This window comes from Pseudomonas sp. FYR_7, from assembly GCF_043106155.1.
Lineage (GTDB): Bacteria > Pseudomonadota > Gammaproteobacteria > Pseudomonadales > Pseudomonadaceae > Aquipseudomonas > Aquipseudomonas parafulva_B.
The window spans coordinates 50,134-74,753 of sequence record NZ_JBICMI010000014.1; the positions used below are offsets into that span (position 1 = coordinate 50,134).

Genomic DNA, 24,620 nt, shown 5'->3' on the forward strand with positions numbered 1-24,620 from the left:
GCCAAGGATCCACAGCAATGATCACCCTCGAACGTCCACAGCCCAAGCTCTCGATGGCCGACAAGGCCGCCCGGGTCGACGCCATCTGCGAAGCGGCGCGCATCCTGCCGGTGATCACCATCGCCCGCGAACAGGACATCCTGCCCCTGGCCGACGCCCTGGCGGCCGGCGGCATCCGCACGCTGGAAGTGACCCTGCGTTCACAGCATGGCCTGAAGGCCATTGAAGTGCTGCGTGAGCAGCGCCCCGAGCTGTGCGTAGGCGCCGGGACAGTGCTCGACCGCACCATGTTCGCAGCCGTCGAGGCCGCAGGCGCCCAGTTCGTCGTCACACCCGGCATTACCCAGGATGTGCTGCAAGCGGGCGTGGAGAGCGAGATCCCCTTGCTGCCGGGTATCAGCACCCCATCCGAAATCATGATGGGCTACGCGCTGGGTTACCGCCGTTTCAAGCTGTTCCCCGCCGAAATCAGCGGAGGCGTGGCGGCGATCAAAGCGTTTGCTGGCCCGTTCGGCGACATCCGTTTCTGCCCAACCGGCGGCGTCAACCCGGCCAACGTGCGCAACTACATGGCACTGGCCAATGTGATGTGTGTAGGGGGCACCTGGATGCTCGACAGCAGCTGGATCAAGAATGGCGACTGGGCCCGCATCGAGGCCTGCAGTGCCGAGGCCATGGCGCTGGTGGACGGTCACTGAATTTCGTTGTGTGCTTTACGGCTTTTTGGGCGCTTGGTCGGCGCCCATTTTTTTGCCTGGTGATTGGCGTTTGCGGGTTATGTGCGCGTATACGAAGGGTAAGCGCGCCCTTAGGTCGTTGGGGCCGCTTTGCGGCCCATCGCGGCGCGAGGCCGCTCCCACAAATGACCGCGTGAGGCCTGGGCTGACAGGCTCAAGCAGTGTGGGAGCGGCCTTGCGCCGCGATGGGCCGCAAGGCGGCCCCAACAATCTCAAGTCAACAGCATCAGCTAAAGAGGCCGCTTTCTCCCTAACGGTACTCAGGCCGCCTTGGCCTCTTGCTGGCTCAGCGAACGGTTCAACGCACTGAACAGGGCCTTGAAGCTGGCTGTGGTGATGTTTTCATCGATGCCCACACCGTGCACAGGACGCCCGCCGGCTACACGCAGTTCAATATAGGCCGCTGCCTTGGCGTTGGTGCCCGCGCCGATGGCGTGTTCGTTGTAGTCCATGATTTCGACGGCAACCGGCAGGCCGGCCACCAAGGCTTCCAGGGCGCCATTGCCCTTGCCGCGCCAGTGCAGCGTGGTCTCGCCTTCGCCGGCTACTTCCACTTCCACGGCACTGTGACCGTTTTCTTCCTGCAGGCGATGGCTGACCAGCGCGTACGGTGCGTTGGCTTGCAGGTATTCCTTGTGCAGCAAGCTGTAGATCTGCTGGGCAGTCATTTCCAGGCCCAGGCGGTCGGTTTCGCCCTGTACGACCTGGCTGAATTCGATTTGCATGCGGCGCGGCAGGCTGATGCCGTATTCCTGCTCGAGCAGGTAGGTGATGCCGCCTTTGCCGGACTGGCTGTTGACGCGAATCACGGCCTCGTAGCTGCGGCCGATGTCGGCCGGATCGATCGGCAGGTACGGCACTTCCCACAACTCGCCTTCCTGCTGTTTGGCCAGGCCCTTGCGAATGGCATCCTGGTGCGAGCCGGAGAAGGCTGTGTGTACCAAGTCACCTACGTACGGGTGGCGCGGGTGCACCGGCAGCTGATTGCATTCTTCGACGACCTTGCGCACACCGTCGATGTCGGAGAAATCCAGGCCCGGGTCGATGCCCTGGGTGTACAGGTTCAAGGCCAGGGTCACCAGGTCGACGTTACCAGTACGCTCACCATTGCCGAACAGGCAGCCCTCAGCACGGTCGGCGCCGGCCATCAGGCCCAGCTCGGTGGCGGCGATGCCGGTTCCCCGGTCGTTGTGGCAGTGCAGGCTGATGATCACGCTGTCACGGCGATTGATGTTACGGCAGAACCATTCGATCTGGTCGGCGTACACGTTGGGCGTGGCGACCTCGACGGTGGCCGGCAGGTTGAGGATGATCTTGTGCTCGGGCGTGGGGTTCCACACCTCGATGACCGCATCGCACACTTCCTTGGCGAATTCCATCTCGGTAGCGCTGAAGGTTTCGGGCGAGTACTGGAATGTCCAGTGCGTATCGGGCTGCTGTGCGGCGTATTTGACGAACAGCTTGGCTGCATTGACCGCGATGTCCTTGACGCCCTGCTTGTCCTGGTTGAAGACGATGCGGCGGAAGGCCGGGCAGGTGGCGTTGTACAGGTGAACGATGGCGTTCTTGGCCCCGCGCAGGGACTCGAAGGTCCGGGCGATCAGGTCTTCACGCGCCTGGGTCAGCACCTGGATGGTGGTGTCCTCTGGAATATGACCGTCTTCGATCAAGGTGCGGACAAAGTCGAAGTCGGTTTGCGAGGCCGAAGGGAAGGAGGCTTCGATTTCCTTCACGCCCACTTGCACCAAGGTCTTCCAGAACCGCAGCTTCTTCTGCGCATCCATCGGCTCGATCAGCGACTGGTTGCCGTCACGCAGGTCCGAGCTGCACCAGATCGGCGCCTCGGTGATGGTCTTGGACGGCCAGGTACGGTCAGGCAGATCGATGGTAGGGAAGGCGCGGTATTTCTTCGACGGGTCTTTGAGCATGGTCATGGAAGCAATCCTTTTATGTGCGGCCGAGATCGGGCCTGCCGAGCAGTAACGAGGTGGGGGCGAGGCGACGCGATTCAGCCTGGTAGTCGAGCGCTGACCAGGCAGAGGCTGCGATGTTGTCGGAGCAAGATGAGGGTGCTGAAGGTTTTCATGGCCTCAACCCTAACCAGTGGACTGTGGGTTGGCAAGCGTTGAAAAAAAATTGAGAGGAATGCTTAAAAAAAGTGATATAGCGAGATCTACTTGTTGATACCAGTAAAATACTTAGGTTTTGTTGCGCGGTATTTTTCTTTGGCGCAATGGTGTGTCAGTCGCGTGAGGACCTCCTGGGCCCTGCGTTGTGGCAAGCGCCGCCCGTATTGCGGGGCGGCCCAAACGTCACTCAACGAAGTGTCAACCCTGCCTCAGGGCTGAAAGGCACCGATGAAGATCGCCGGGTCAACACGCGCATCGTTCAAGCTGACGTTCCAGTGCATGTGCGGCCCGGTAGCGCGCCCCGTTGAGCCCACGCGCCCGACCACATCACCACGGCGCAGCGACTGCCCGTTCTGCACGTCGATACGGGACATATGGCAGAACATGCTGATAAAGCCCTGCCCGTGATCGACGAACACCGTGCGGCCATTGAAGAAGTAATCGCCCACCAGAATCACCTTGCCGTTGGCAGGCGTCTTGATCGGCGTCCCCGCCGGTACGGCAAAATCCAGCCCCGCATGGGGGTTGCGTTCCTCGCCATTGAAGAACCGGCGCACGCCGAACTTGCTCGACAGCGGCCCGTTGACCGGCTTGTCGAGGATCAGGTTGCTCGGCAATGCCGGGCTGAAGCTGCGGTAGGCCTTGATCTGCTCGGCCAGTTCGCGATCGATGCGCTTGAGGTCGGCCGGATTGGGGTTGACCTGGCGGGTGTTCTTCAAGGTGATGCGCTGTTCGGGGTACTGCTTGTGCCCCACGGTGAAAGGCAGGCTTCGGCTGCCCTGCTGCACCACCGCCTGCCCAGGCTTCTGAGTCAGGGGGATGCCAACGATGGCCAGCCAGTTGTCCTGTTCCTTGACCACCAGCACGGGCTTGCCATCGAAGCGTGCGCTGGGAGCACTGGCTGCCGGCCCCAGGTCGACCACGGCAACGCCGCCAGGCACCGGTTTGTTCAGCGTGCGCGTGATGTAGCTGGCCTGGGCTGTGGCGCTCAGGACGGTGAAGGCGAGGGCGAGCAGTGACGCGAGCAAGCGGGGCATGTGTCAGTCCAGAAGTGAGAGCGTGACCGGAGTCAGGTGATTGTCTTCGACCCGCACCTGCAGCTCGCCTTCGTTCAGGCGTGCAGTCAGGCGCTGGCCGTTGCGCGTCTGTTCGGCGCTGCGGATGGCCTGGCCTTGTTCGTCGAGCAGGATGCTGTAGCCGCGCGCCAGCGTCGCCAGCGGGCTGACGATCTGCAGGGTCTGCAACTGGGCCTGGAAGCGCTGGCGCCGGTCCTTGAGCACGTCACGCATGGCCCGGGGCAGTCGCTCGGCCAGGCTGTCCAGGCGCTGGCCCAGCAAAGCCAGAGTACGCCCGGGATGTTGCGCGGCCAGACGTGTCTCCAGGCGCACCAGGCGCTCGCGGCGTTGATTGAGGTTATGCAGGAAGGCACGGCGCAGGCGCATGTCCAGGTCATCCAGGCGCTGAGCCTGCTGACGCAGGCGCTCGCCCGGATGGCGCAGGCGGCGAATCAGGGACTCCAGGCGCAGGCGATCATGCACCAACCGGTTCTGCATGCGCAGGGTCAGGCGCCGTTGCAGGCCGTCCAGGCGATGCTGCAGGCCGCTGTTGTCGGGCGCAAGCAGCTCGGCCGCAGCAGACGGGGTAGGGGCCCGCACATCGGCCACGAAGTCGCTGATCGACACGTCGGTTTCATGGCCCACGGCGCTCACGATCGGCGTCTTGCACGCGGCCACGGCACGCGCCACGGCTTCCTCGTTGAAGCACCACAGGTCTTCCAGTGAACCGCCGCCGCGGGCCAGTATCAAGGCGTCGAAACCGCGGCTGTCGGCCAGGCGAATGGCCCGCACGATCTGGGCGATGGCTTCGCGGCCCTGCACGGCGGTGGGGATCAGGTTCAACTCCACCTGGGGCGCACGGCGGGCGAACACACTGATGATGTCGCGGATCACGGCCCCGGTCGGGGAGGTGATGATGCCGATACGCTGGGGGTGCGCAGGCAGCGCTCGCTTGCTGTCGGTGCTGAACAGGCCCTCGGCGCCAAGCTTTTCCTTGAGCGCCTCGAAGGCCAGGCGCAGCGCACCATCGCCGGCAGGCTCCACGGAATCGAGGATCAGCTGGTAGTCGCCACGGCCTTCGAACAGGGATACCTTGCCACGCACCCGTACCGCCAGGCCGTCACGCAGCGCCTGGCGCACCCGCGTGGCGCTCTGCCGGAAGAGGGCGCAGCGCACCTGGGCACCGCTGTCCTTGAGGGTGAAGTACATGTGGCCGGAGGCCGGCCGGGCCAGGTTGGAAATCTCGCCCTCCACCCATACGCTGCGGAACACGTCTTCCAGCAGCACCCGGGCGCGGCCATTGAGTTGGCTGACGGTGAGCACATCACGGTCAAGGCCGAGGCGTTCGAAAGGGTCTTTGATCATGGGAAGGCACTATAAAGGATGAGGGGGCCGGGTGTCGTGCCCGGTCGATCAGGAGCTGGCCTGGGTCGCCGGTGCCTGCCCTGGCGTACCGATTGCCGACGCTGCGCAGGTCATGTGCTCGATGAACTGACTCACCAGTGGCCCGGCATCGCGGCGGTGGGCGATGGCGACGGTGCTGACGCAGCCGGGGTCCATCAGCGGGATGAACCGCAGCGCCGCAGGGGCGATGTCCTGCATGCAGCGTGGCAGCAAGGCCACCCCGAACCCCGCCTGGATCAGCTGCAACTGGGTGGTCTTGCGCGACACCACCCGCGCAGGCTGGGGAAAGAACCCCGCCGCCATGCACAGCTCGGCAGACAGGTAGCTCAGGCCACCGCGTTGGTGGTGGGGAATGGAGATGAACGGCTGGCTGGAAAGCTCCGCCAAGGCAATGCAATCACGCTCCGCCAGTTCATGGGTAGGGGCGAGCGCCAACAGCAGGGGCTCTTCGAACAACGGCTCGATGCTCAACCCATCGTGCTGGCGCAGCACCGGCAGCCTCAGCAGCCCGATGTCCAGGCGACCTTCGGCCAGTGCTGCAAGCTGCCCTTCGGAGGACAACTGGGCGATCTCCATGCTCACATCAGGGTTTGTCCGCAGGTAATCACCCAGGTGCTCGAGCAGCCGACCGGTCAGCGGCACCGTGCTGGAGTGGCTGATGTTCAGGCTGCCGCACAGGCCCTGGCCGACGGCTCGGGCCAGCTCGCCAGCCTTGTCCAGGTCCAGCAGCAGGTTGCGCGCGCGCGGCAGGAACGCCCGGCCCGCATCGGTCAGGCGAGGCAACCTGGCCGTGCGCTCGAACAACGCGGTGTCCAGCTGCAGTTCGAGCTCGCGCACCTGGCGACTGAGGGCGGACTGGGCGACATACAGTCGTTCGGCGGCGGCGCTGAAGCTGCCACATTCGGCGATTTCCACGAAGTAACGCAGCTGGCGGGTCGAGATCATGAGCGATGCCATTTCGAGATGGATCAGGGCGAGATTGCATATTAGCCGGGATAGCGCGGGTTTGGTTATGGTGCGCTGAACCTTCAAGGACAATGCGCCAATGCTCGCTGACCTCGCTATACCGTTCTCGGGGCTTGACTGGCTACCCATCGTGTTGGGTACCGCGGCGGCCTATGTGGTGTTCGGCATCGCCGGCTTCGGCACGGCGTTGGTGGCAGGCCCGGTGCTGATCCATTTCATGCCGCTGTCGCAGATCATTCCCTTGCTGGTGTTACTCGATTTCGTAGCGGCGTTCGGCAACCTGTTGCCCTCACGGCGCGATGTGGTACGGGGCGAACTGCTGCGCCTGCTGCCGTTCATGGCGCTGGGGTGCACCCTGGGCGTTGCGTTCCTGCTGCAGCTCAAGTCGGACCTGCTGATGCTGCTGATGGGCCTGTTCATCACGGCCTATGCCCTCTATAGCCTGGCGCTGAAGGTACGCCCGGCGTCGCTTGCCGGGTGGTGGGCGGCACCGATGGGTACCGTGGGCGGGTTGTTCGGCGCCTTGTTCGGCAGCGGCGGGTTTCTCTACGCCCTTTACCTGAGCGCTCGCCTGCCCGACAAGGAGCAGGTACGCGCCACCCAGAGCGCGTTGATCAGTTGCAGCACCTTGGTGCGCCTGACGCTGTTCCTTGTTGCCGGTGTCTACGCCGATCGACAACTGCTGCTGATGGCGGCCTGCCTGCTGCCGGTGATGGTCATCGGTCTATGGGCTGGGCGCAGGCTCACGCACAGGCTGTCACGCGAGGCCTTCGTCCGGTTGGTCACCTGGTTGGTGTTGGCCAGCGGCCTGGCGCTCATCGCTCGCTATGTGAGCGCTTGAGCAGGGGTTAGAATTGGCCGACTACCCGATCCAAGGCTTGTCCGCTCATGAATACCCAAAGCATCATCGTTCCCAGGCAGTCCACCGTCCCGGTGCACGAGGCCCGCGCCCGCGCCATCCTGCGCTGGCTGGTCCGCGAAAAGATCGTGCAAGAGCAGCTGACCACCTGCGGGCGTACCGGCAACCGTATGGCCCATGCCCTTGGGCCAGGTGCCCGCCAAGTGGCGCTGCACCCCGAAAAACTGCCCTTCGATACGCCGGTCAACGGCCTTGAGGTGATGCTCAAGCGCTGCATCTATACGCCCACCGAAGGCTTCAAGGAAGAGGCGGGCTGCCCGCAGTGCCGGCGGGAAGTGGGCGAGCCGTTGTTCGATAGCCTGGAAGAGTGGATGCCCGGGGTCAGTGACAACTTCACCTGCCCGCTGTGCGGGTTCGAAGACGACATCAACGGTTTTTTGTTCCTGCAACCCTGCGCCTTCTCCAACCTGGGCTTCATCTTCAACAACTGGGGCGATGCCGGGTTCACCCAGGCCTTCATCGACAGCTTCGCCGACTGGCTGGACCAACCAGTGGCCGTGGTGCAGGTCCGGCTCGCCTGACGAGGGCTGAGCAGGGCTTTGGTGCGCAGGGCGGCAACGGCCACTTGTAACTTCAGGCTTGATTTACATTGAGTGGCAGGGCACGCATGAGTATAATGGCGCGCTTCCATTTTTCCCGCCCGGGAGCCCCCGCGATGTTGCGTATCAGCCAAGAAGCCCTGACCTTCGACGATATTCTCCTTGTACCTGGTTATTCCGAGGTACTGCCCAATGAAGTCAGTCTCAAGACCCGTTTGACCCGTGGCATCGAGCTGAACATCCCGCTGGTCTCCGCTGCCATGGACACCGTCACCGAAGCGCGCCTGGCCATCGCCATGGCCCAGGAAGGCGGCATCGGCATCATCCACAAGAACATGACCATCGAGCAGCAGGCCGGCGAAGTACGCAAGGTCAAGAAGTTCGAGGCTGGCGTGGTCAAGGACCCGATCACCATCGAGGCCGACGCCACCGTGCGCGACCTGTTCGACCTGACGCGCCTGAACAACATTTCCGGCGTGCCCGTGCTGGAAAACGGTGACCTGGTCGGTATCGTGACCTCCCGCGACGTGCGCTTCGAAAGCCGCCTGGACGCCAAGGTCCGCGAAGTGATGACGCCCAAGGAACGCCTGGTCACCGTCCGCGAGGGCGCGGACAAGAACGAGGTGCGCGAGCTGCTGCACAAGCACCGCCTCGAGAAAGTGCTGATCGTCGACGAGCACTTCAGCCTCAAGGGCATGATGACCGTCAAGGACATCGAGAAGGCCAAGGCCTACCCACTGGCCAGCAAGGACGACCAGGGTCGTCTGCGCGTTGGCGCAGCGGTCGGCACCGGCAAGGACACCGGCGAGCGTGTTGCCGCCCTGGTAGCCGCTGGCGTTGACGTGGTCGTGGTCGACACCGCTCACGGGCACTCCAAAGGCGTGATCGAGCGCGTGCGCTGGGTCAAGCAAACCTACCCGCAGGTGCAGGTGATTGGCGGCAACATCGCCACCGGCGCTGCTGCCAAGGCCTTGGCCGAGGCGGGCGCTGATGCGGTCAAGGTCGGTATCGGCCCTGGCTCGATCTGCACCACCCGTATCGTAGCCGGCGTCGGCGTGCCGCAGATCAGCGCCATCGCCAACGTCGCCGCTGCCCTGGAAGGCACCGGTGTGCCACTGATCGCCGACGGCGGTATCCGCTTCTCTGGTGACCTGTCCAAGGCCATCGTCGCCGGTGCCAGTTGCGTGATGATGGGTTCGATGTTCGCCGGTACCGAAGAAGCCCCGGGCGAAGTCGAACTGTTCCAGGGCCGCTCCTACAAGGCCTACCGTGGCATGGGTTCGCTGGGCGCCATGGCGCAGTCGCAAGGCTCCTCCGACCGTTACTTCCAGGACTCCTCGGCCGGTGCCGAGAAGCTGGTCCCCGAAGGTATCGAAGGCCGTGTGCCGTACAAAGGCGCACTGGCTGCGATCATTCACCAGCTGATGGGCGGCCTGCGTTCGTCCATGGGCTACACCGGCAGTGCCACCATCGACGAGATGCGCACCAAGCCGGAGTTCGTGCGCATCACGGGCGCCGGCATGGCCGAATCCCACGTTCACGACGTGCAAATCACCAAAGAAGCCCCCAACTACCGGGTTGGCTGATAGCTCAGCGGTAAGCTCCAGACGGTGGCTGCGTTCGCGCGGCCACTGCGTTTTCCCCGATCAACTTGCAGCTTGCAGCTTCAAGCTCGCAGCTGAATCAGAGATTCCCCATGGCCCTCGATATTCACGCTCACCGGATCCTCATCCTCGATTTCGGCTCCCAGTACACCCAGCTGATCGCCCGCCGCGTGCGCGAGATCGGCGTGTATTGCGAACTGCACCCGTTCGACATGGACGATGAAGCGATCCGCGAATTCAACCCGCGCGGCATCATCCTCGCCGGTGGCCCCGAGTCGGTTCACGAAGCCAACAGCCCCCGTGCACCCCAGGCCGTGTTCGACCTGAATGTGCCTGTGCTGGGCATCTGCTACGGCATGCAGACCATGTCCGAACAGATGGGCGGCAAGGTCGAAGGGTCTGACCTGCGTGAGTTCGGTTATGCCCGCGTGGACGTGGTCGGCAAGAGCCGCCTGCTCGACGGCATCGAGGACCATATCGACGCCGACGGCGTACTGGGCCTGGACGTGTGGATGAGCCACGGTGACAAGGTCACCCAACTGCCGACCGGTTTCCACGTACTGGCCAGCACCCCGAGCTGCCCGATCGCCGGCATGTTCGATGACACCCGCGGCTACTACGGCGTGCAGTTCCACCCGGAAGTGACCCACACCAAGCAGGGCGGTCGCATCCTGTCCCGTTTCGTGCAGGACATCTGCGGCTGTGAAGCCCTGTGGACCCCGTCCAACATCGTCGAGGACGCCATCGCCCAGGTGCGTGAGCAAGTGGGTTCGGCCAACGTCCTGCTGGGCCTCTCCGGCGGCGTGGACAGCTCGGTGGTCGCGGCCCTCTTGCACCGGGCCATCGGCGACCAGCTGACCTGCGTCTTCGTCGACAACGGCCTGCTGCGCCTGCACGAGGGTGACCAGGTGATGGCCATGTTCAAGGAGAACATGGGCGTTAAGGTGATCCGTGCCGACGCTGAAAAGCAGTTCCTCGACAACCTGGCCGGCGAAGCCGACCCGGAGAAGAAGCGCAAGATCATCGGCCGCACCTTCATCGACATCTTCGATGCCGAGGCCAGCAAGCTGCCGAACATCCAGTTCCTCGCCCAGGGCACCATCTACCCGGACGTGATCGAATCGGCCGGCGCCAAGAGCGGCAAGGCCCACGTGATCAAGTCCCACCACAACGTCGGTGGCCTGCCGGAGGAAATGAACCTCAAGCTGGTCGAACCGCTGCGTGAATTGTTCAAGGACGAAGTGCGCAAGATCGGTCTGGAGCTCGGCCTGCCTTACGACATGGTCTACCGCCACCCGTTCCCAGGCCCGGGCCTGGGTGTGCGCATCCTGGGTGAAGTGAAGAAAGAGTACGCCGACATCCTGCGTCGCGCGGACCACATCTTCATCGAAGAACTGCGCAAGGCTGATTGGTACCACAAGACCAGCCAGGCCTTCGTGGTGTTCCAGCCGGTCAAGTCGGTTGGCGTCGTGGGCGACGGCCGTCGCTATGCATGGGTTGTGGCCCTGCGTGCTGTCGAGACCGTGGACTTCATGACCGCTCGTTGGGCTCATCTGCCTTACGAACTGCTGGAAACCGTCAGTGGCCGGATCATCAACGAGATTGACGGTATCTCGCGGGTGACCTACGACGTGTCGAGCAAGCCGCCGGCAACGATTGAGTGGGAGTGAGCCTACGCCCGCTATGGGGCCTGCGCTAACTAACAGAAACGCCCGCTAAGTTGCGGGCGTTTTGCATTCGTCACCGCCCTAAATTGGCACATGCGTGTAAAGGCTGCCCAACACGGTCGCAGCCTCAAGGCTAAGATGCGAGGCATTTTTTGAATCTATTGGTGAAACCACCAGGTCGGATCAGGCTGGGCTAGCTGATGGGCAAGCGCCGCACACGCAATAGGCAGCTCGGTGTATCTTGCCTTCCAGTGCGCTACCGTAAGGGCAGAAGATAATCGAACCGTTTGGGGTACTAAAGTCATGAGCCACAAGCTGGACATCTATGGCGTATCCATAGTAAAGAGGCCTAAAGTTAAAGCTATCAAGAAGCTGGACTTGGGTGGCGACTTGGGTAAGCAGATCGTTTATTCAGAAACCAAACTCGTTCTCAGGACTCACAAGAAGACCTTTCAGAAGTTGGCTGATATGTAATGGAATTGATCTTCTTTCCATTTGAGCGTGTTATTGAAATAAATACTCAAATCTTGACTGCCGAGCCCGACATGAAGGGGGGCGGTGAATATTCCGATTTTGCAAGGCGCGCTGGCAAGAATCGATAATGCTATCGCTTATAATGGCCTTGACGATGTGTTTGAAATTGCCGCCAAGTACACTGCCAGCATCGCGCAAGGCCACGCACTGCCTGATGCGAACAAGCGCACCGGGCTTGCAGTCGGCTTGGAGTACCTTTCGCTCAACGCTTGGTAGGAGCAAGGACCTCTTCTTCAACGTCTTCGTCGACAGCTTCGGAGGCGTTTTCGGCCTCGTTGAAAAGGGCCAATTGTGGCGTTGCTGGATCAGCTGTTTGCTCGGACTTGCCCAAACAATCACTGGCGCAGCAGCGCGTTTTCCTCCTCGAGAAAACCGACCCGCGACTGCATCTTCGCAAGCATTTGCTTGAGTAGTTGAGGGTCGTCAGGGAGGTTTTCGGGCACGGAATCCATGCCCTGGATTATACCAAATCAGGTCACAAAGCGCGGCGTCAAAACCTGATGAGGACGGTTACGCCAAAGGTCAAAACCGTCGAGCATCCAGTTGAGCTCCTGGACGGTCAGGACAATCGCCTCGTCCGTCACCTCAGGCGATGTTTTGAATCGTTCGGACTCCAGGCGCTTGAGCCAAAGGCAGAAGCCGTTGCGTTCCCAATACAGAATTTTCACGCAATTACGTGACTTGTTGAGGAAGACAAAAAGCACCGGGTCGAATACTGCAACCTTGATGTCCAGCTCAACCAGTGCAGCCAGGCCGTCAATGGATTTTCGGAAGTCGACAGGCTTGGGGTACAGATACACTTTTTCGACTTTTGCGTCGGGTCGCATCATGACTACTGGGCTCCTGAGAAATCGGGAGCACAGCATCGGGCATCAGTTGGGCGCTTTGAATGGGGGCTTCATGGAGCGCTTACGGTCAAGCAATGCTGGATTGGCGTCAGTACGAGATTGCGAATTACGTGCCAAATTGCCAAGGCTTTTCGATCAGCAAGGATTATGATGGAAACTCTGGGAGCTCGGTCGGTGAAGGATCATTGATGGATCACCTCAGAGGATTTTCTGTCGACTTTCTGTTAACTGGGCCTGCCCCGTGAAAACGGACGACAAGAAGCGATACTTACATCGCTCTCATGGAGGTTGTCAGGTACGGGCTTTAATTTCCGGGTATTGGACAAGTATCTGAACTGAGAGTACGTCCTCATGAGCTAATGCGAGCGCCTTTGCTTCGATTGTGACTGCTCAAAAAAAGCCCGCCTAACGGCGGGCTCAAAACGAAGAGGACAATTGGGCTGGCATAGTTGCTGGCCTTGATGGCTCAGAGCTTCAGCTCATCAAGGACGCTGAGCACAGCTTCGTGTGCGATGCTGATGATGCGATCCACTTCCTGCTCGGTCGTGACCAGGGGAGGAGCAAAGCCCAGGATCTCACCGTGAGGCATGGCACGAGCAATCAGGTTGCGATCACGGGCTGCTTTCGAAATCCGTGCACCAACCTTGAGGGCTGGGTCGAATCGCTTCTTGGTAGCTGGATCAGCTACGAATTCAATGGCGGCCATCATGCCTACACCGCGCACTTCGCCGACGATTGGCAGCGAGGAGAAGGTTTCCTGCATCGACTTTTGGAAATACTGACCAACCTTGTCGACGTGAGCTGGAATGTTTTCGCCCTCGACGATATCGAGCACCGCGTTTGCTGCCGCGACACCGATAGGGTGGCCAGAGTAGGTGTAACCGTGGGAGAACGCACCTACACGATCAGCGCCTTCTTCCATCACTTTGTACACCTTCTCACCAACAATCGAAGCCGACAGCGGTGCGTAGGCAGAAGTCAGCCCTTTCGCTACAGTAATCAGGTCAGGCTCGATACCGTACTTGTCGCAGCCAAACATGGCACCAGTACGACCAAATCCGGTAATTACTTCGTCAGCGATCAGCAGGATGTCGTACTTTTTCAGCACAGGCTGAACAGCAGCCCAGTAGCCTTCTGGCGGAGGGGTAATACCGCCGGTTCCGAGCACAGGCTCAGCAATGAATGCGCCGATGGTGTCTGGGCCTTCGCGCAGGATGAGCTCTTCGAGTTCACGTGCACGGCGGGCAGAGAATTCCAGCTCAGTCTCACCTAGCTCGGCGCCCCAGTAGTAGTGAGGAGCACCAGTACGCAGGATCCCTGCAATCGGCAGATCCATGTGGTCATGGTAGAAGGACATGCCGGTCATGGAACCAGAAACTACCGAGCAACCGTGATAGCCGCGCTCACGAGCAATGATTTTCTTCTTGTTCGGCTTACCGCGCAGATTGTTGTAGTACCAGACCAGTTTGGCTTGGGTCTCGTTGGCATCCGAACCGGACATGCCGTAGAAGACCTTGCTCATGTTGCCCGGAGCCATCTTCACCAGGCGGTCAGAAAGGCGAGCGAGCTCTTCCGTGGTATGCGCAGCGTAGGTGTGATAGTACGCCAGCTTGTGGGCTTGTTTGGAGATCGCCTCGGCGACTTCGGTACGGCCATAGCCGACGTTCATGCAGTACAGGCCAGCGAAACCATCGATGTACTCACGGCCAGTCGCGTCGGTGATAGTGATCCCTTTCGCGGTTTCGATGATTGTTGGATCACCTGCCTTGCCAGAGGCAAAGTCTTTAAGCTGGGTGAATGGGTGAAGCACTGCACCGCGATCTTGTTGGGAGATCAAATCTTGCTTTTGCTTATCCATGTTTCAATCCTCTTGTGATATTTACAGACCGCCGATGCAGACGTATTTCAGTTCCATGTACTCAGCCAATCCGTGCTTCGAGCCTTCACGGCCCAAGCCCGATTGCTTCCAACCGCCAAACGGAATTGGCGCGCCTGTGAACTTCGGAGTGTTGAGTGCGACCATGCCGTACTCGAGTCGGTCAGAAACTCGGCAGGCACGACGAAGGTCGTTGGTGTACACGTAGGCAGCGAGGCCGAACTCGGTGTTGTTGGCCCTGGTCACTACTTCATCTTCGGAATCGAAGGGCAGGATTGCCGCCACGGGGCCGAAGGTCTCTTCGAAAGCGATGTCCATTTTGTCCGTGACGTCAGCCAGAACAGTCGGAAGGACGAAGCTGCTACCCAAGTGATTGTCGATACCGCCGCAGGTGAGTTTTGCACCCAGCGAGAGAGCATTCGAAATCTGCTCTCGGCACTTGTTGGCAACCGTTACCCTAGTCATTGGGCCGATATCGACGCCCTCTTCAAGGCCATGGCCAACGCGTAACTTCTCGGTGGCCTTGGTGAATTCCTCTACGAATTGACCGTAGATGTTGCGATGCACATAGATGCGATTCGCGCCCAGGCAATCTTGACCTGAGGTTGCGAACTTGGCGCCAATGCAGCCTTCGACAGCCTCAGCAATCGAGGCATCATCGAAGACAATGAACGGAGCATGGCCACCCAGTTCAAGGGATACTTTCTTGACCGTATCCGCAGACTGACGCAGCAGAATCCGACCAACCTCTGTGGAACCGGTGAAACTGAACGCACGGACTGCGGAGGCGGCCAAGAGACGAGCCGACATCTTCGGTGCACCCCCGGTCAGCACCTGGAACACACCACCAGGAATACCAGCATCTTCAGCCAACCGGGCGAGAGCCAGGGCGGACAGCGGAGTTTCAGGCGCCGGCTTGACGATCATCGGGCATCCAGCCGCCAGTGCTGCAGCAGCCTTGCGGGTGATCATGGCGCTGGGGAAGTTCCAGGGCGTGATGGCCACGGTTACACCAATCGGCTGCAGCTTAGTGACCAACTGGCTGTTCGGGAGATGACTTGGAATTGTCTCGCCGTAGCAACGCTCACCTTCTGCCGCAAACCACTCGACAAAGTTCGCGCCGTAATTGATCTCTCCGCGTGATTCGCTGAGCGGCTTACCTTGCTCGCAGGTCATGATGACCGCCAAATCTTCTTGGTTCTCACGCATCAGTGCTGCCCATTTACGAAGGACTGCACCACGCTGTGCCGGCAAGGTGTTCCGCCAACCATCGAAGGCACGCGAAGCGGCTTCGACGGCCAGATCTACCCAGGACTCGTCGCAATGGGCTACCTGCGCGATCACCTGGTCATTAGCTGGATCCGTGACGTCGAGCGAGCCCTCGCCAGTAACCCAGCGCCCATCAATGTAAGCCCGAGTTTCAAGCAGGTCATTTCGACGAAGCTTATTGAGGGCGGAGGGCGCAAGATCTTTCATTTTTATATGCCTCGAAGAGATAAAGCTGATGTTCGATGAGGATCATTCTATGTCTGGCTTGACGCTGGAAATATGAGTAATCCAGCCCGCGTGCGCAGTAATACTGTGATGTTTTCACAGTTGCGCAGCTTTCCTGCGTCATTTATCAGAGATGCGATTTCAGGTCTGTAGGTGCATAAGAAATGATTGGAACAAAACCAATTAGGTGTAGAAAAACAAAAAAGGCTGCACTTGGCAGCCTTGTTGAAGGGGCAGATGTTTAAGAGATTTTCTCAGCCAGAACTGCGATTGTGTCACCGCACTGCACAAGCCCCGGGAAGTGACGGCAGGCAAGAAGGCCGTCACGTTGGGCCTTGTATTCGGTAGGTGCCACACCTGTTCTTGTGACGTCGTACACTCGAGCAATCACATCGCCTTTGGAGACCTGATCGCCCAGATTGAAGCAGTATTCAATGAGCCCGGCATGCTCGCTTGCAATGAAGCAATTGTCGTCAGGCATATCCAAGAAGATGCTGTCCTGTGCAATATCAAGATCACCCATGACCGCCCCTGCATGAACCAGGAAATTTCGTACCCCGCGCTCTGCAATTTTAATAGTGGTGGAGCTGGCTGTACCCCCACCACCAAGCTCGGTAGTCACAAAGATTTTGCCGGCTTCTTCGACAGCCGTATCAAACATGCCCACGCTATCGATTTCCAGCATTTTCATGCTGTAGGGAGCCGCGAAAGCATCCATTGCCCGTTCGCCTTTCTGCTGTTGCAGCTTGTCCGGCAGAATATGAACAGCGGCAAATGGAATGAAGTCCAGAGTCTTGCCGCCAGAGTGGATATCAAGGACGTAATCCGCCAATGGCAACAAGTGTCGCTGGATATAATCAGCAATTTTTTCCGTAACTGTCCCGTCAGCCTTACCTGGGAAGGTACGATTCATATTCCCGCGATCAATCGGAGAGGTTCTGGAGGCGTTTTTAAAAGCAGGATAGTTCATGAAGGGCAAAATAATGATTCGCCCTCTGACTGTTTCGATGTCCAGTTGATTGGCCAGCTTGGTGAGTGCAATCGGGCCTTCATACTCGTCGCCATGATTGCCGCCAGTGAGGAGCACAGTCGGGCCGATCCCGTTTTTCATGACGGTGATAGGAATCATGATCGCACCCCACGCAGAGTCATCACGTGAGTAAGGCAGCTTCAAGAACCCGTGTGACACCCCTTGTTGGTCGAAATCGATAGTTGGCTTGATGGGACTAGGTTTCATTGCATATTCCTTATTTGTTTGTCGTTCAAGTAGGCTAAGGCTCAGCGCAGCGGCTATGACTCGACCCAACAGGTGTAACCAGTGCGTAGGGGTGGTGCACTACTAGCATTGGCATTTAGCTTTGTTGGCTGACGTATCTGATGTACACTCAGCTAACGCAACTGACACATTTTCATCAGGTATTAGTAGGGGTGAGAAACTCATGGAGCTTGATAGGATTGACTTACGAATTTTAAGTGCCTTGCAAGTCAACAATAGGCTCACCTCTGAAGAGCTTGGTGATTTGGTCGGTTTATCTTCCACGGCGTGCCAGCGCAGGCTTAAGCGCCTGCGCAGTGAAGGGGTCATCGAGAGCGACGTCTCCATTATCAACCCTAAAGCGGTTGGAAGACATGTCACCATGCTGGTGCTGGTCACTTTGGAACGAGAGCGCTCAGACATTATCGATAAGTTCAAGCAGGCCATTAAAAATACTCCTGAGGTCATGAGCGGATCCTATGTCACGGGTGATGCTGACTTTGTACTCCTCGTAACCTCAAAGGATATGGAGGACTACGAGAACTTCACCCGAAGGTTCTTCTACGAAAACAATGACATCAAGAGTTTCAAAACAATGGTCGTGATGGATCGGGTAAAGGCCGGATTCACACTTCCAATTGATGATGCTTAGCACCTCTTGGCTCTTCAGGAGGGCTACTCCTGAAGAGCTAGCAGAAATCCTTAATTTGCCTCTCTAACGGCGCTCAGAAAACTGCGGGTACGCTCTTCCTGGGGGGTCTCGAACAGTTGGCCTGGAGCACCTTGTTCATGAATTCGACCCTTGTAGAAGAAGCAAACGCGATCCGCAAACTCCCGAGCAAAGCCCATTTGGTGAGTAACCATAAGCATGGTCAGCTTATGCTCGCTTCCAAGTCGACGGATGACGTTAAGGACTTCACCGCAGAGTTCCGGGTCGAGCGCCGAGGTGACCTCGTCGAAAAGCATGACCTTTGGTCTCATAGCTAGGGCCCGTGCTATCGCGACCCGCTGCTGCTGGCCACCAGACAGTTGCGAAGGGTAATGATCGAGCTTGGCACCCAGTCCAACCATTTCCAGCAACTGCACGGCGCGATCCCTGGCTTCGGCTGGTTTTACACCCAGGACATGGACGGGGGCCTCAGTGACATTTTGCAGCGCAGTACGGTGGGGAAAGAGGTTGAACCCTTGGAATACCATTCCTATTTTGCCCCGGACAGCACGCACGTGCTTCGCGTCGGCTGGAACCAGCTTTCCATTCCTTCCTTGCATGTGAGTCAGCGACTCGCCTTCGACCAGAATGCTCCCCTCATCGATTCCCTCGAGGGTCATCAGCACTCGGAGCAACGTCGATTTACCTGATCCGCTGGGGCCAATGATGGCGACTTTTTCGCCTGCCGAAACATCCAGTTCCAGGCCGTCCAAAACAGTGAAGTTGCCATATCGCTTAGTTACGCTGCGGAAGCTAACCATGGGCTTGCCAATGGCCGGGGACGAAATGGCGCCTGAACTGACACCTGTCAAAATTTCGCTTGGAGCTATCTGAATGTTGGAAACTGGAGAGGTGGTCATTATTTTTGCTCCAAGCGCGCTTCAACGCGGCGTACCAAATAAGCCAGAACAATACTCAGAACAAGGAAGAACACGCCTACCATGGTGATGGGCTCAAGATATCGGAACGTCTCAGAGCCGATGTTCTTTGCTTGCTGCATGATCTCAACGACAGTGATAGCTGAAAGCACAGGTGTATCTTTCAGCATCGCAACCAGGTAGTTCCCAACCGGTGGCAAAATCGGACGGAGAGCTTGGGGTAAAATGATGTTTCGATAGGCAAGCGAAGGACTCATGTTGAGTGCTGTCACTGCTTCCCATTGGCCTCGCGGAACCGCATCAAGGCCGCTTCGATATACCTCTGCCAGATAGCAGGCGTAGTGTAGACCAATGCCTAACACGCCTACTTGCATTGCTGTCAGGCTAACGCCGTAGTTAGGCAGAACGTAATAAAGAAAATAAACTTGGATCAGTAAAGGTGTACTGCGGATAAATTCGATCACCCCACCTATTGGCCAAGAGATCCATATTCTTGCGCTGCGTCTGCCAATGGCGAGGAACAGTCCAAGAACGATAGCGATTGCAAAGCCCAGCAACGTGACGCCGATTGTGTTAAGAGCTGCCCGGAACAATTCGGGCATGAGCTGTATCGCATAGTTCCAGTCGAAGAAATTCATCACAGGCTCCCTTGGACACGACCACGGGCCAGATGTCGCTCTAAACGCCGCATTGCCATGTTAATCGCTTGGGCCATTACGAAGTACACGAGCAGCGCTAGGGCGAAGACCTTGAGAGTCTCGAATGTAGCCTGATCGAGTTGGCGCGCCCTGAAGCTCAAATCTGCAAGCGTTATAAGGGAAACAAGGGATGTGTTTTTCAACAGCTCGATCAGCAGATTAGTTCCAGGCCCCATCGCTGCGAGCAGGGCTTGCGGCAAAATGATGCGACGAAAGCGTGTGAATGGGCCAAAGTTAAGTGCTGTGCAAGCTTCATATTGACCTTTAGCTACCGAATTAATCGCGCCGCGCATTATCTCTGCACCATAAGCGCCAATATGTAGCCCAAGGCCAACGATTGCGACGGTGTAGGGGCTCAGCTCGAGATTGAATGGAGGAAGCGGAAGGACGAAGAAGAGCCAGAACAATTGAACGAGCAGCGACGTACCCCGAAAGATCTCAATGTAGACGACGCAAAACCAGCGGAGCGGTCTCCATGTCGACATTTTGCCGAGTGCCGCCAGGGTCGCTGCAACGATGGCCAGGAGAGATCCGAAGAAGGTGACCTGCAGGGTAACCCATGCGCCCTGGAGCATAAGTGGTAGTAAATCTGCCATTTGACTCTACCTCACGTTAAATCAGCCAAGGGCGCGGCAGTGGGTTTGACGCGCCGATTTGGATGCAGTGTTACTGCCCGCAGAGCTCCGCAGCTGTTTTCGTAGTGAGGTTGCTCTTGTCGAATCCGAATGGCGCCACTGTTTTCAGGTGTTCTTCACTACCGAGCCATTTCTTGAGCTGGGCATTGACCTGGTCACGAAGCTCCTTGTCTTCCGGTCTGAAGGCCAAGGCACCGTAGCCGATATGGGAAGGGTCATCTTTGAAGTCGGTCATGGCCTCTACCGAATCACCGCCTTTGGCCGCGAGCCCTTTCATCGTGAGCTGTGTGCCTACAGCAGCATCTGCCCGCTTGGCACGAACTGCCTGCAGCTGAGCCGTGGTATCTGGAACCTGGAGGATTTGTTCGTCTTTCACGCCAGAGTCACGGGCGTACTGGAGCTCCACGGTGCCCGCCATAATGGCCAGCTTCACTTCTGGGTTCTTTGCGACATCTTCGTAGCTGAACAGCTCCTTGGGATTGCCTTTCGGCACCAGGAGCGCGTCAGGGAGCTGGTAGTGAGGGTCGGTGAACAAGACCTGCTTGCAGCGGGCTGGAGTGATGTACATGCCGGCTGCGATAGCATCGAAACGACCAGCTCGCAGGCCAGGAATCAGCGATCCCCATTCGGTGAGTACACCATTGACGTCCTTGATCCCCAACTGCTTGAAAATCGCGGTGGCGATTTCAGGCGACTCGCCCGTGACTTTTCCATCGGTTCCGGTATAGGCGAAAGGCGTTTCGTTGGCATAGCCAATCCGAACACTGCCCTGCTCTTTGAGAGAGTCGAGGGTTGTAGCTGCGTGTGCGGATACGGCGATGCTCGCAATGGCACACGCCAGGGTCAGGCGTTGAGCGACTGTGGAAAGCGAAGTGACCAAGTTCATCAAAAATCTCCCTCTATTGTAATTGGCCCGCGTGGCGCGGAGTTTTGGGCAGATAGAAGATCACGCTGCAGCGCCGCTATTTTTGGAATTGATAGCGGTAGCTTGAAGAAGACCCAAGCCTTCCTCGGAAGCGTGAGATGAGCATACAAAAGGCTTTCCGTGACGAGCATTGCACTAGGACAATTGATCTCGATATGTTGTAACGTCCATGCTGTAGGCCGTGGCTTAGGAGCAAGCATTGCGATGATGGAAAAATGGCGGGAAGCGGTTGAGCACGCCCGTGGCGGCGAGTCCAAGTACAAGATTCTTGTCCAAGCGATCAGCTCGGACATCGAGCAGCATAAGCTGGCGGATGATCAGCGCCTGCCACCTCAACGGCAGGTTGCCGATGCCTTGGGGATCAGTGTCCAAACCGTGACAAACGCCTACAAGGAACTCGAGCGCCAAGGGCTAGTAAGGTGCGAAGTGGGTCGCGGGAGTTTCGTTTCTCGGCGAATGAGTGACCGTGTAGCAAGCTACATTCTCGATGCTCCCGAGCGCGCACTCGTCGATCTATCCACCGCCCGAATCATTCACACCCCAGAGCATGACAGGTACTGGCGAGAAACATGCGCCGAGCTTGCTAATGAGGTCGATCAAAGCTGGATCCGACTGTGCCGACCTGTAGCGGGCTTCGATGCTCATCGTGATGCCGCCTGCCATTGGCTTGGGCGTCTTGGCTTGCCAGGGCTGGCTCGAGAAGATGTGTTGATCACAAATGGGGCGGCCCACGGGCTATTCCTGGCGCTGGCCTCCCTTGCAGGCCCTGATGACCTGGTGCTCTGTGAAGGCATGACCGATCACGGTGTCATTGGGAACTCTCAAGTCCTCGGCTTCAATCTGAAAGGCCTAGACACTGATCGTGACGGGATTGATCCCGAGCACTTTGAGGACATCTGCGGCAACGAGCGCGTTACGGCCCTGGTATGCACGCCGAACCTTAATAACCCGACCAGCGCGTTGATGCCCAATAGCCGTAGGAAAGAGATAGCCTCCATCGCTCGTCGCTTCGGTGTCCACATTATTGAGGATGACGTCTACGGCCCCCTGCTTAACCAATACGAAGGCCCTCCAATCAGCTCATATGCCCCCGAGCTCTCGTTTTACTGCACCAGCATGACGAAGTCAGTTCTGACTGGGCTACGAATCGGGTTCCTTAAAGTACCTAAACGACTGGCGCTGCGAACAGAAAGCATCCTTCGCGTGACGAGCTGGATGGCAGCCCCCATGCTTGCCGAGGTTGCCGCACGGTGGATTATGGATGGGAGGGCCGACACATTGATCCAACTGCAGCGAAGGCTCCTAGAGACACGCCAGAAGCTGGTAGCAGACGAGATGGGGGACTACCTCTATTGCCATCGCCCTCATTCGTTAAACGCTTGGCTGAATGTGCCAACACATTGGGATGTTTCCAGCCTGGTGCGCACACTACGACAACAGCATATTGCGGTTACGTCACCGGAGCCGTTCACCGTTCGGGGGGTGACCCCAGCACGCGGCATCCGGCTTTGCATCGGCGCTGAAACGAGTGAAAGCGAGCTATCCCAGGCCCTGAAAACCATGCGGATGACTTTTGAACAATACCCAGGAGTCCATGACTTCTGACCGTTTGACGCAAATCTGAAAAAACGCCACCGGATTGACCTAGTACATTCATTATGACAATCAGCGGCTCGTAGACTCCGAAAAAACAATCGTTCGGTGGTCTACCATGCCGGCAGTGACAGTTCGAGAGGCCCTCATCGCCCGGGATCGCACTAAGCACCTGGTGCGCGAAACGCGAATGGAGCTCTCTCCAAGCCTCTCCGACTTCATGAAAGTGCCCGTGTACCTCAAGCTGGAATGCCACCAGGCGACTGGTAGCTTCAAACTGAGAGGGGCCACGAACGCGATTGCGGGCCTTACCTCTCAACAGCGTGCTCTGGGAGTAGTAACCGCTTCAACGGGCAATCATGGTCGTGCCCTTTCCTATGCCGCAGCTGCCGCCGGCGTTCGCGCTACCGTGTGCCTTTCAAGGCTTGTCCCATCCAACAAGGTGGCTGCGATTCGTGCGCTGGGCGCCGCCGTGCAGGTGGTTGGTAACTCTCAAGACGATGCTCAGTTCGAAGCTGCCCGTCTTGCTCAAGAAGAGGGCCTTACCTTCATACCTCCTTTCGATCACCAGGACGTAATTGCAGGCCAAGCCACTTTGGGTCTGGAGATCGCTGAGCAACTCCCTTCCGTTTCGCAGGTACTCATACCGCTTTCGGGTGGAGGGCTTTTCTCCGGCGTGTCCTTGGCGCTCAAAGCACTACTTCCTCAGGTGAAAACCCATGGTGTGAGCATGAGGCTTGGCGCAGCAATGGCACAGAGCCTCGAGGCTGGAAAGCCCGTGAATGTTGAGGAAGTAGCCACGCTGGCCGACTCGCTCGGTGGCGGAATTGGTCTGCGAAACCAATACACATTTGAACTTACCCGTCGATTCATCGACCGAGTGATTTTGCTCAATGAAGACTCAATCGCGGATGCGATGCTCCATGCCTACTTAGAAGAACAGCTCGTCATTGAGGGAGCGGGAGCGGTAGGTATCGCAGCTCTGCTTACCAGGCAGGTTGAAGCTCAAGGGCCAATCGTGATCGTCGTGAGCGGTGGGAATGTCGACATGGCTCAACACCAACGCATCATCCTGGAAGCTGTGCGCGACCGCCGCCCAGCACGTGCTTAAAGAGGTGCCATGTGAGCGAAGTCCTTCTGCTTAACCAACGCGAAATCCGTGAGTGCGTAACACTCGATACAGACAGTATCGATGTAGTGGAAAACGCATTTGCATCGCTGGCCAGAGGCAAAGTGGTCATGCCGCCAATCCTCCGGTTAGACATCTCCGAGCACAATGGCGAGGTGGACGTCAAAACCGCTTACCTGCCAGACCTTGATAATTTCGCTATCAAGGTCAGTCCAGGCTTCTTCAACAATCCTGGTCTAGGCCTACCAAGTTTGAACGGCATGATGATGCTGCTCTCTGGACGCACTGGACTTCTCCAGGCGCTCCTACTCGACAACGGATACCTCACTGCCGTTAGGACAGCAGCTGCTGGGGCTGTGGCTGCACGTTGGCTCGCCCGCCAGGACAGTGAAGAGGTTGCCCTTCTTGGTGCAGGAGAACAGGCCGAGCTTCAACTCAAAGCGCTCCTTCTTGTGCGGGATATCAAGCGAGTTCGGGTATGGGCTAGGAGTTCCGCAAAAGCGCAGCAACTGACCTTGCAGCTATCGAGCCTCTACGGCCTGGAAGCCACTGCCGCAGAGTCGGTCGATGAAGCAATGTCGAGCGCTGACATTGCAGTCACCTGCACGCCAAGCAATCAACCAATTTTACATCGCAGGCACTTGCGGCCCGGTCTCCATATCACGGCTATGGGGGCAGACACTGAACACAAAAACGAGGTTGCTCCTGAGGTAATAGCAGCAGTCGATCACTACGTTGCGGATCGAGTCAGCCAGACGGCAACACTTGGAGAGCTCCATCACGCGATCAACGCTGGTGTTGCACAAGACCTTCGTGTGTACGCCGAACTGGGTCAGGTGATCCTTGGAGATCGCGTCGGAAGGTTGACTCCAACCGACGTAACTCTTTGCGATCTCACCGGCACAGGCGTTCAGGACACAGCGATTGCGAACCTGGCTTTTTCCAGAGCAATCAGCACAGGCAAAGGCTTGCTCTACAACAACTGAATCACCAGGCAACACAATAAAACCATACCCCAATCATGAG

22 protein-coding genes and 1 pseudogene are annotated in these 24,620 nt (G+C 58.3%); 10 read left to right on the forward strand and 13 right to left on the reverse strand.

The window, feature by feature from the left end:
• The first annotated feature begins 17 nt into the window (after positions 1-17).
• Positions 18-698, forward strand: coding sequence for a bifunctional 4-hydroxy-2-oxoglutarate aldolase/2-dehydro-3-deoxy-phosphogluconate aldolase (locus ACF8R3_RS03365; protein ID WP_058637547.1), 681 nt, complete (start codon positions 18-20; stop codon positions 696-698).
• 299 nt (positions 699-997) lie between these two features.
• Here ACF8R3_RS03365 and leuA read toward each other — a convergent pair whose 3' ends face one another.
• From leuA to ACF8R3_RS03385, 4 genes are all read right to left on the reverse strand, one after another.
• On the reverse strand, positions 998-2,671 hold the full coding sequence (gene leuA / locus ACF8R3_RS03370; protein ID WP_392514959.1) for a 2-isopropylmalate synthase: 1,674 nt from the start codon (positions 2,669-2,671) through the stop codon (positions 998-1,000).
• A gap of 404 nt (positions 2,672-3,075) precedes the next feature.
• A complete protein-coding gene (locus ACF8R3_RS03375; protein WP_058604462.1) occupies positions 3,076-3,903 on the reverse strand; it encodes a M23 family metallopeptidase in 828 nt (275 codons plus the stop codon).
• Between the two features lie 3 nt (positions 3,904-3,906).
• Positions 3,907-5,286 carry an exodeoxyribonuclease VII large subunit gene (xseA, locus tag ACF8R3_RS03380; protein ID WP_392514961.1) on the reverse strand — a complete coding sequence of 460 codons (1,380 nt, stop codon included), beginning with the start codon at positions 5,284-5,286 and terminating at the stop codon, positions 3,907-3,909.
• A 48-nt stretch (positions 5,287-5,334) separates the two neighbouring features.
• The gene (locus ACF8R3_RS03385) at positions 5,335-6,270 is read right to left on the reverse strand and encodes a LysR family transcriptional regulator (RefSeq protein ID WP_196186784.1); all 936 of its coding nucleotides are present in this window, start codon (positions 6,268-6,270) and stop codon (positions 5,335-5,337) included.
• A gap of 100 nt (positions 6,271-6,370) precedes the next feature.
• Between ACF8R3_RS03385 and ACF8R3_RS03390 the strand changes: the two genes are divergently transcribed.
• The 5 genes from ACF8R3_RS03390 (at position 6,371) to ACF8R3_RS03410 (ending at position 11,770) form a co-directional block, all read left to right on the forward strand.
• Positions 6,371-7,132, forward strand: a complete 762-nt coding sequence (locus ACF8R3_RS03390) for a sulfite exporter TauE/SafE family protein (protein WP_058638593.1) — start codon at positions 6,371-6,373, stop codon at positions 7,130-7,132.
• Between the two features lie 47 nt (positions 7,133-7,179).
• Positions 7,180-7,731, forward strand: coding sequence for a sugar ABC transporter ATPase (locus ACF8R3_RS03395; RefSeq protein WP_078479025.1), 552 nt, complete (start codon positions 7,180-7,182; stop codon positions 7,729-7,731).
• 134 nt (positions 7,732-7,865) lie between these two features.
• The gene (guaB, locus tag ACF8R3_RS03400) at positions 7,866-9,335 is read left to right on the forward strand and encodes an IMP dehydrogenase (RefSeq protein ID WP_058604466.1); all 1,470 of its coding nucleotides are present in this window, start codon (positions 7,866-7,868) and stop codon (positions 9,333-9,335) included.
• A gap of 110 nt (positions 9,336-9,445) precedes the next feature.
• Positions 9,446-11,023 carry a glutamine-hydrolyzing GMP synthase gene (gene guaA, locus ACF8R3_RS03405; RefSeq protein WP_058604467.1) on the forward strand — a complete coding sequence of 526 codons (1,578 nt, stop codon included), beginning with the start codon at positions 9,446-9,448 and terminating at the stop codon, positions 11,021-11,023.
• A gap of 627 nt (positions 11,024-11,650) precedes the next feature.
• Positions 11,651-11,770, forward strand: coding sequence for a Fic family protein (locus tag ACF8R3_RS03410; protein WP_392474892.1), 120 nt, complete (start codon positions 11,651-11,653; stop codon positions 11,768-11,770).
• On the opposite strand, the pseudogene ACF8R3_RS03415 reads toward ACF8R3_RS03410, so the two are convergent.
• From ACF8R3_RS03415 to doeB, 5 genes and pseudogenes are all read right to left on the reverse strand, one after another.
• Positions 11,760-12,006 (reverse strand): annotated as a pseudogene (locus ACF8R3_RS03415) (IS66 family transposase); the annotation flags it as partial. The gene ACF8R3_RS03410 and the pseudogene ACF8R3_RS03415 overlap by 11 nt on opposite strands.
• 18 nt (positions 12,007-12,024) lie before the next feature.
• Positions 12,025-12,384: an IS66 family insertion sequence element accessory protein TnpB gene (gene tnpB / locus ACF8R3_RS03420; RefSeq protein ID WP_392474887.1), complete on the reverse strand. Its 360-nt coding sequence runs from the start codon at positions 12,382-12,384 to the stop codon at positions 12,025-12,027.
• A 484-nt stretch (positions 12,385-12,868) separates the two neighbouring features.
• Entirely contained in the window at positions 12,869-14,260 is a 1,392-nt protein-coding gene (locus ACF8R3_RS03425; RefSeq protein WP_196186710.1) for an aspartate aminotransferase family protein, read from the reverse strand.
• Positions 14,261-14,281: 21 nt separating this feature from the next.
• Positions 14,282-15,754 carry an NAD-dependent succinate-semialdehyde dehydrogenase gene (locus ACF8R3_RS03430; protein WP_196186711.1) on the reverse strand — a complete coding sequence of 491 codons (1,473 nt, stop codon included), beginning with the start codon at positions 15,752-15,754 and terminating at the stop codon, positions 14,282-14,284.
• Positions 15,755-16,013: 259 nt separating this feature from the next.
• Positions 16,014-17,009: a N(2)-acetyl-L-2,4-diaminobutanoate deacetylase DoeB gene (gene doeB / locus ACF8R3_RS03435; RefSeq protein WP_196186712.1), complete on the reverse strand. Its 996-nt coding sequence runs from the start codon at positions 17,007-17,009 to the stop codon at positions 16,014-16,016.
• Positions 17,010-17,211: 202 nt separating this feature from the next.
• Between doeB and ACF8R3_RS03440 the strand changes: the two genes are divergently transcribed.
• A complete protein-coding gene (locus ACF8R3_RS03440) occupies positions 17,212-17,679 on the forward strand; it encodes an Lrp/AsnC family transcriptional regulator (RefSeq protein ID WP_038408833.1) in 468 nt (155 codons plus the stop codon).
• Positions 17,680-17,729: 50 nt separating this feature from the next.
• Here the strand turns inward: ACF8R3_RS03440 and ehuA are convergent, their stop codons facing one another.
• From ehuA to ehuB, 4 genes are all read right to left on the reverse strand, one after another.
• Positions 17,730-18,497 carry an ectoine/hydroxyectoine ABC transporter ATP-binding protein EhuA gene (gene ehuA / locus ACF8R3_RS03445; protein ID WP_010955133.1) on the reverse strand — a complete coding sequence of 256 codons (768 nt, stop codon included), beginning with the start codon at positions 18,495-18,497 and terminating at the stop codon, positions 17,730-17,732.
• 98 nt (positions 18,498-18,595) lie between these two features.
• Positions 18,596-19,252 carry an ectoine/hydroxyectoine ABC transporter permease subunit EhuD gene (gene ehuD / locus ACF8R3_RS03450; RefSeq protein ID WP_392474888.1) on the reverse strand — a complete coding sequence of 219 codons (657 nt, stop codon included), beginning with the start codon at positions 19,250-19,252 and terminating at the stop codon, positions 18,596-18,598.
• The gene (ehuC, locus tag ACF8R3_RS03455) at positions 19,252-19,908 is read right to left on the reverse strand and encodes an ectoine/hydroxyectoine ABC transporter permease subunit EhuC (RefSeq protein ID WP_392514963.1); all 657 of its coding nucleotides are present in this window, start codon (positions 19,906-19,908) and stop codon (positions 19,252-19,254) included. The genes ehuD and ehuC overlap by 1 nt, the downstream gene beginning before the upstream one ends.
• Before the next feature lie 70 nt (positions 19,909-19,978).
• A complete protein-coding gene (gene ehuB, locus ACF8R3_RS03460; protein WP_392514965.1) occupies positions 19,979-20,833 on the reverse strand; it encodes an ectoine/hydroxyectoine ABC transporter substrate-binding protein EhuB in 855 nt (284 codons plus the stop codon).
• Between the two features lie 246 nt (positions 20,834-21,079).
• Between ehuB and ACF8R3_RS03465 the strand changes: the two genes are divergently transcribed.
• The 3 genes from ACF8R3_RS03465 (at position 21,080) to eutC (ending at position 24,580) form a co-directional block, all read left to right on the forward strand.
• Positions 21,080-22,477 (forward strand): PLP-dependent aminotransferase family protein, encoded by a 1,398-nt coding sequence (locus tag ACF8R3_RS03465; RefSeq protein WP_196186720.1) that lies wholly within the window; start codon positions 21,080-21,082, stop codon positions 22,475-22,477.
• Between the two features lie 106 nt (positions 22,478-22,583).
• Positions 22,584-23,576 (forward strand): hydroxyectoine utilization dehydratase EutB, encoded by a 993-nt coding sequence (eutB, locus tag ACF8R3_RS03470; RefSeq protein WP_392514967.1) that lies wholly within the window; start codon positions 22,584-22,586, stop codon positions 23,574-23,576.
• Positions 23,577-23,587: 11 nt separating this feature from the next.
• Positions 23,588-24,580 (forward strand): ectoine utilization protein EutC, encoded by a 993-nt coding sequence (gene eutC, locus ACF8R3_RS03475; RefSeq protein WP_392514968.1) that lies wholly within the window; start codon positions 23,588-23,590, stop codon positions 24,578-24,580.
• Positions 24,581-24,620 lie beyond the last annotated feature (40 nt).

Coding starts and splice junctions, on each gene's coding strand:
- ACF8R3_RS03365 (WP_058637547.1), top strand. CDS start 18: ATGATCACCCTCGAACGTCCACAGCCCAAGCTCTCGATGGCCGACAAG.
- tnpB (WP_392474887.1), bottom strand. CDS start 12,384: ATGATGCGACCCGACGCAAAAGTCGAAAAAGTGTATCTGTACCCCAAG.
- guaB (WP_058604466.1), top strand. CDS start 7,866: ATGTTGCGTATCAGCCAAGAAGCCCTGACCTTCGACGATATTCTCCTT.
- ACF8R3_RS03385 (WP_196186784.1), bottom strand. CDS start 6,270: ATGATCTCGACCCGCCAGCTGCGTTACTTCGTGGAAATCGCCGAATGT.
- doeB (WP_196186712.1), bottom strand. CDS start 17,009: ATGAAACCTAGTCCCATCAAGCCAACTATCGATTTCGACCAACAAGGG.
- ehuD (WP_392474888.1), bottom strand. CDS start 19,252: ATGAATTTCTTCGACTGGAACTATGCGATACAGCTCATGCCCGAATTG.
- ACF8R3_RS03465 (WP_196186720.1), top strand. CDS start 21,080: ATGGAAAAATGGCGGGAAGCGGTTGAGCACGCCCGTGGCGGCGAGTCC.
- ehuC (WP_392514963.1), bottom strand. CDS start 19,908: ATGGCAGATTTACTACCACTTATGCTCCAGGGCGCATGGGTTACCCTG.
- xseA (WP_392514961.1), bottom strand. CDS start 5,286: ATGATCAAAGACCCTTTCGAACGCCTCGGCCTTGACCGTGATGTGCTC.
- ACF8R3_RS03375 (WP_058604462.1), bottom strand. CDS start 3,903: ATGCCCCGCTTGCTCGCGTCACTGCTCGCCCTCGCCTTCACCGTCCTG.
- ehuA (WP_010955133.1), bottom strand. CDS start 18,497: ATGGTTAGCTTCCGCAGCGTAACTAAGCGATATGGCAACTTCACTGTT.
- ACF8R3_RS03440 (WP_038408833.1), top strand. CDS start 17,212: ATGGAGCTTGATAGGATTGACTTACGAATTTTAAGTGCCTTGCAAGTC.
- ACF8R3_RS03430 (WP_196186711.1), bottom strand. CDS start 15,754: ATGAAAGATCTTGCGCCCTCCGCCCTCAATAAGCTTCGTCGAAATGAC.
- ACF8R3_RS03390 (WP_058638593.1), top strand. CDS start 6,371: ATGCTCGCTGACCTCGCTATACCGTTCTCGGGGCTTGACTGGCTACCC.
- leuA (WP_392514959.1), bottom strand. CDS start 2,671: ATGACCATGCTCAAAGACCCGTCGAAGAAATACCGCGCCTTCCCTACC.
- ACF8R3_RS03425 (WP_196186710.1), bottom strand. CDS start 14,260: ATGGATAAGCAAAAGCAAGATTTGATCTCCCAACAAGATCGCGGTGCA.
- ACF8R3_RS03395 (WP_078479025.1), top strand. CDS start 7,180: ATGAATACCCAAAGCATCATCGTTCCCAGGCAGTCCACCGTCCCGGTG.
- eutB (WP_392514967.1), top strand. CDS start 22,584: ATGCCGGCAGTGACAGTTCGAGAGGCCCTCATCGCCCGGGATCGCACT.
- guaA (WP_058604467.1), top strand. CDS start 9,446: ATGGCCCTCGATATTCACGCTCACCGGATCCTCATCCTCGATTTCGGC.
- ehuB (WP_392514965.1), bottom strand. CDS start 20,833: ATGAACTTGGTCACTTCGCTTTCCACAGTCGCTCAACGCCTGACCCTG.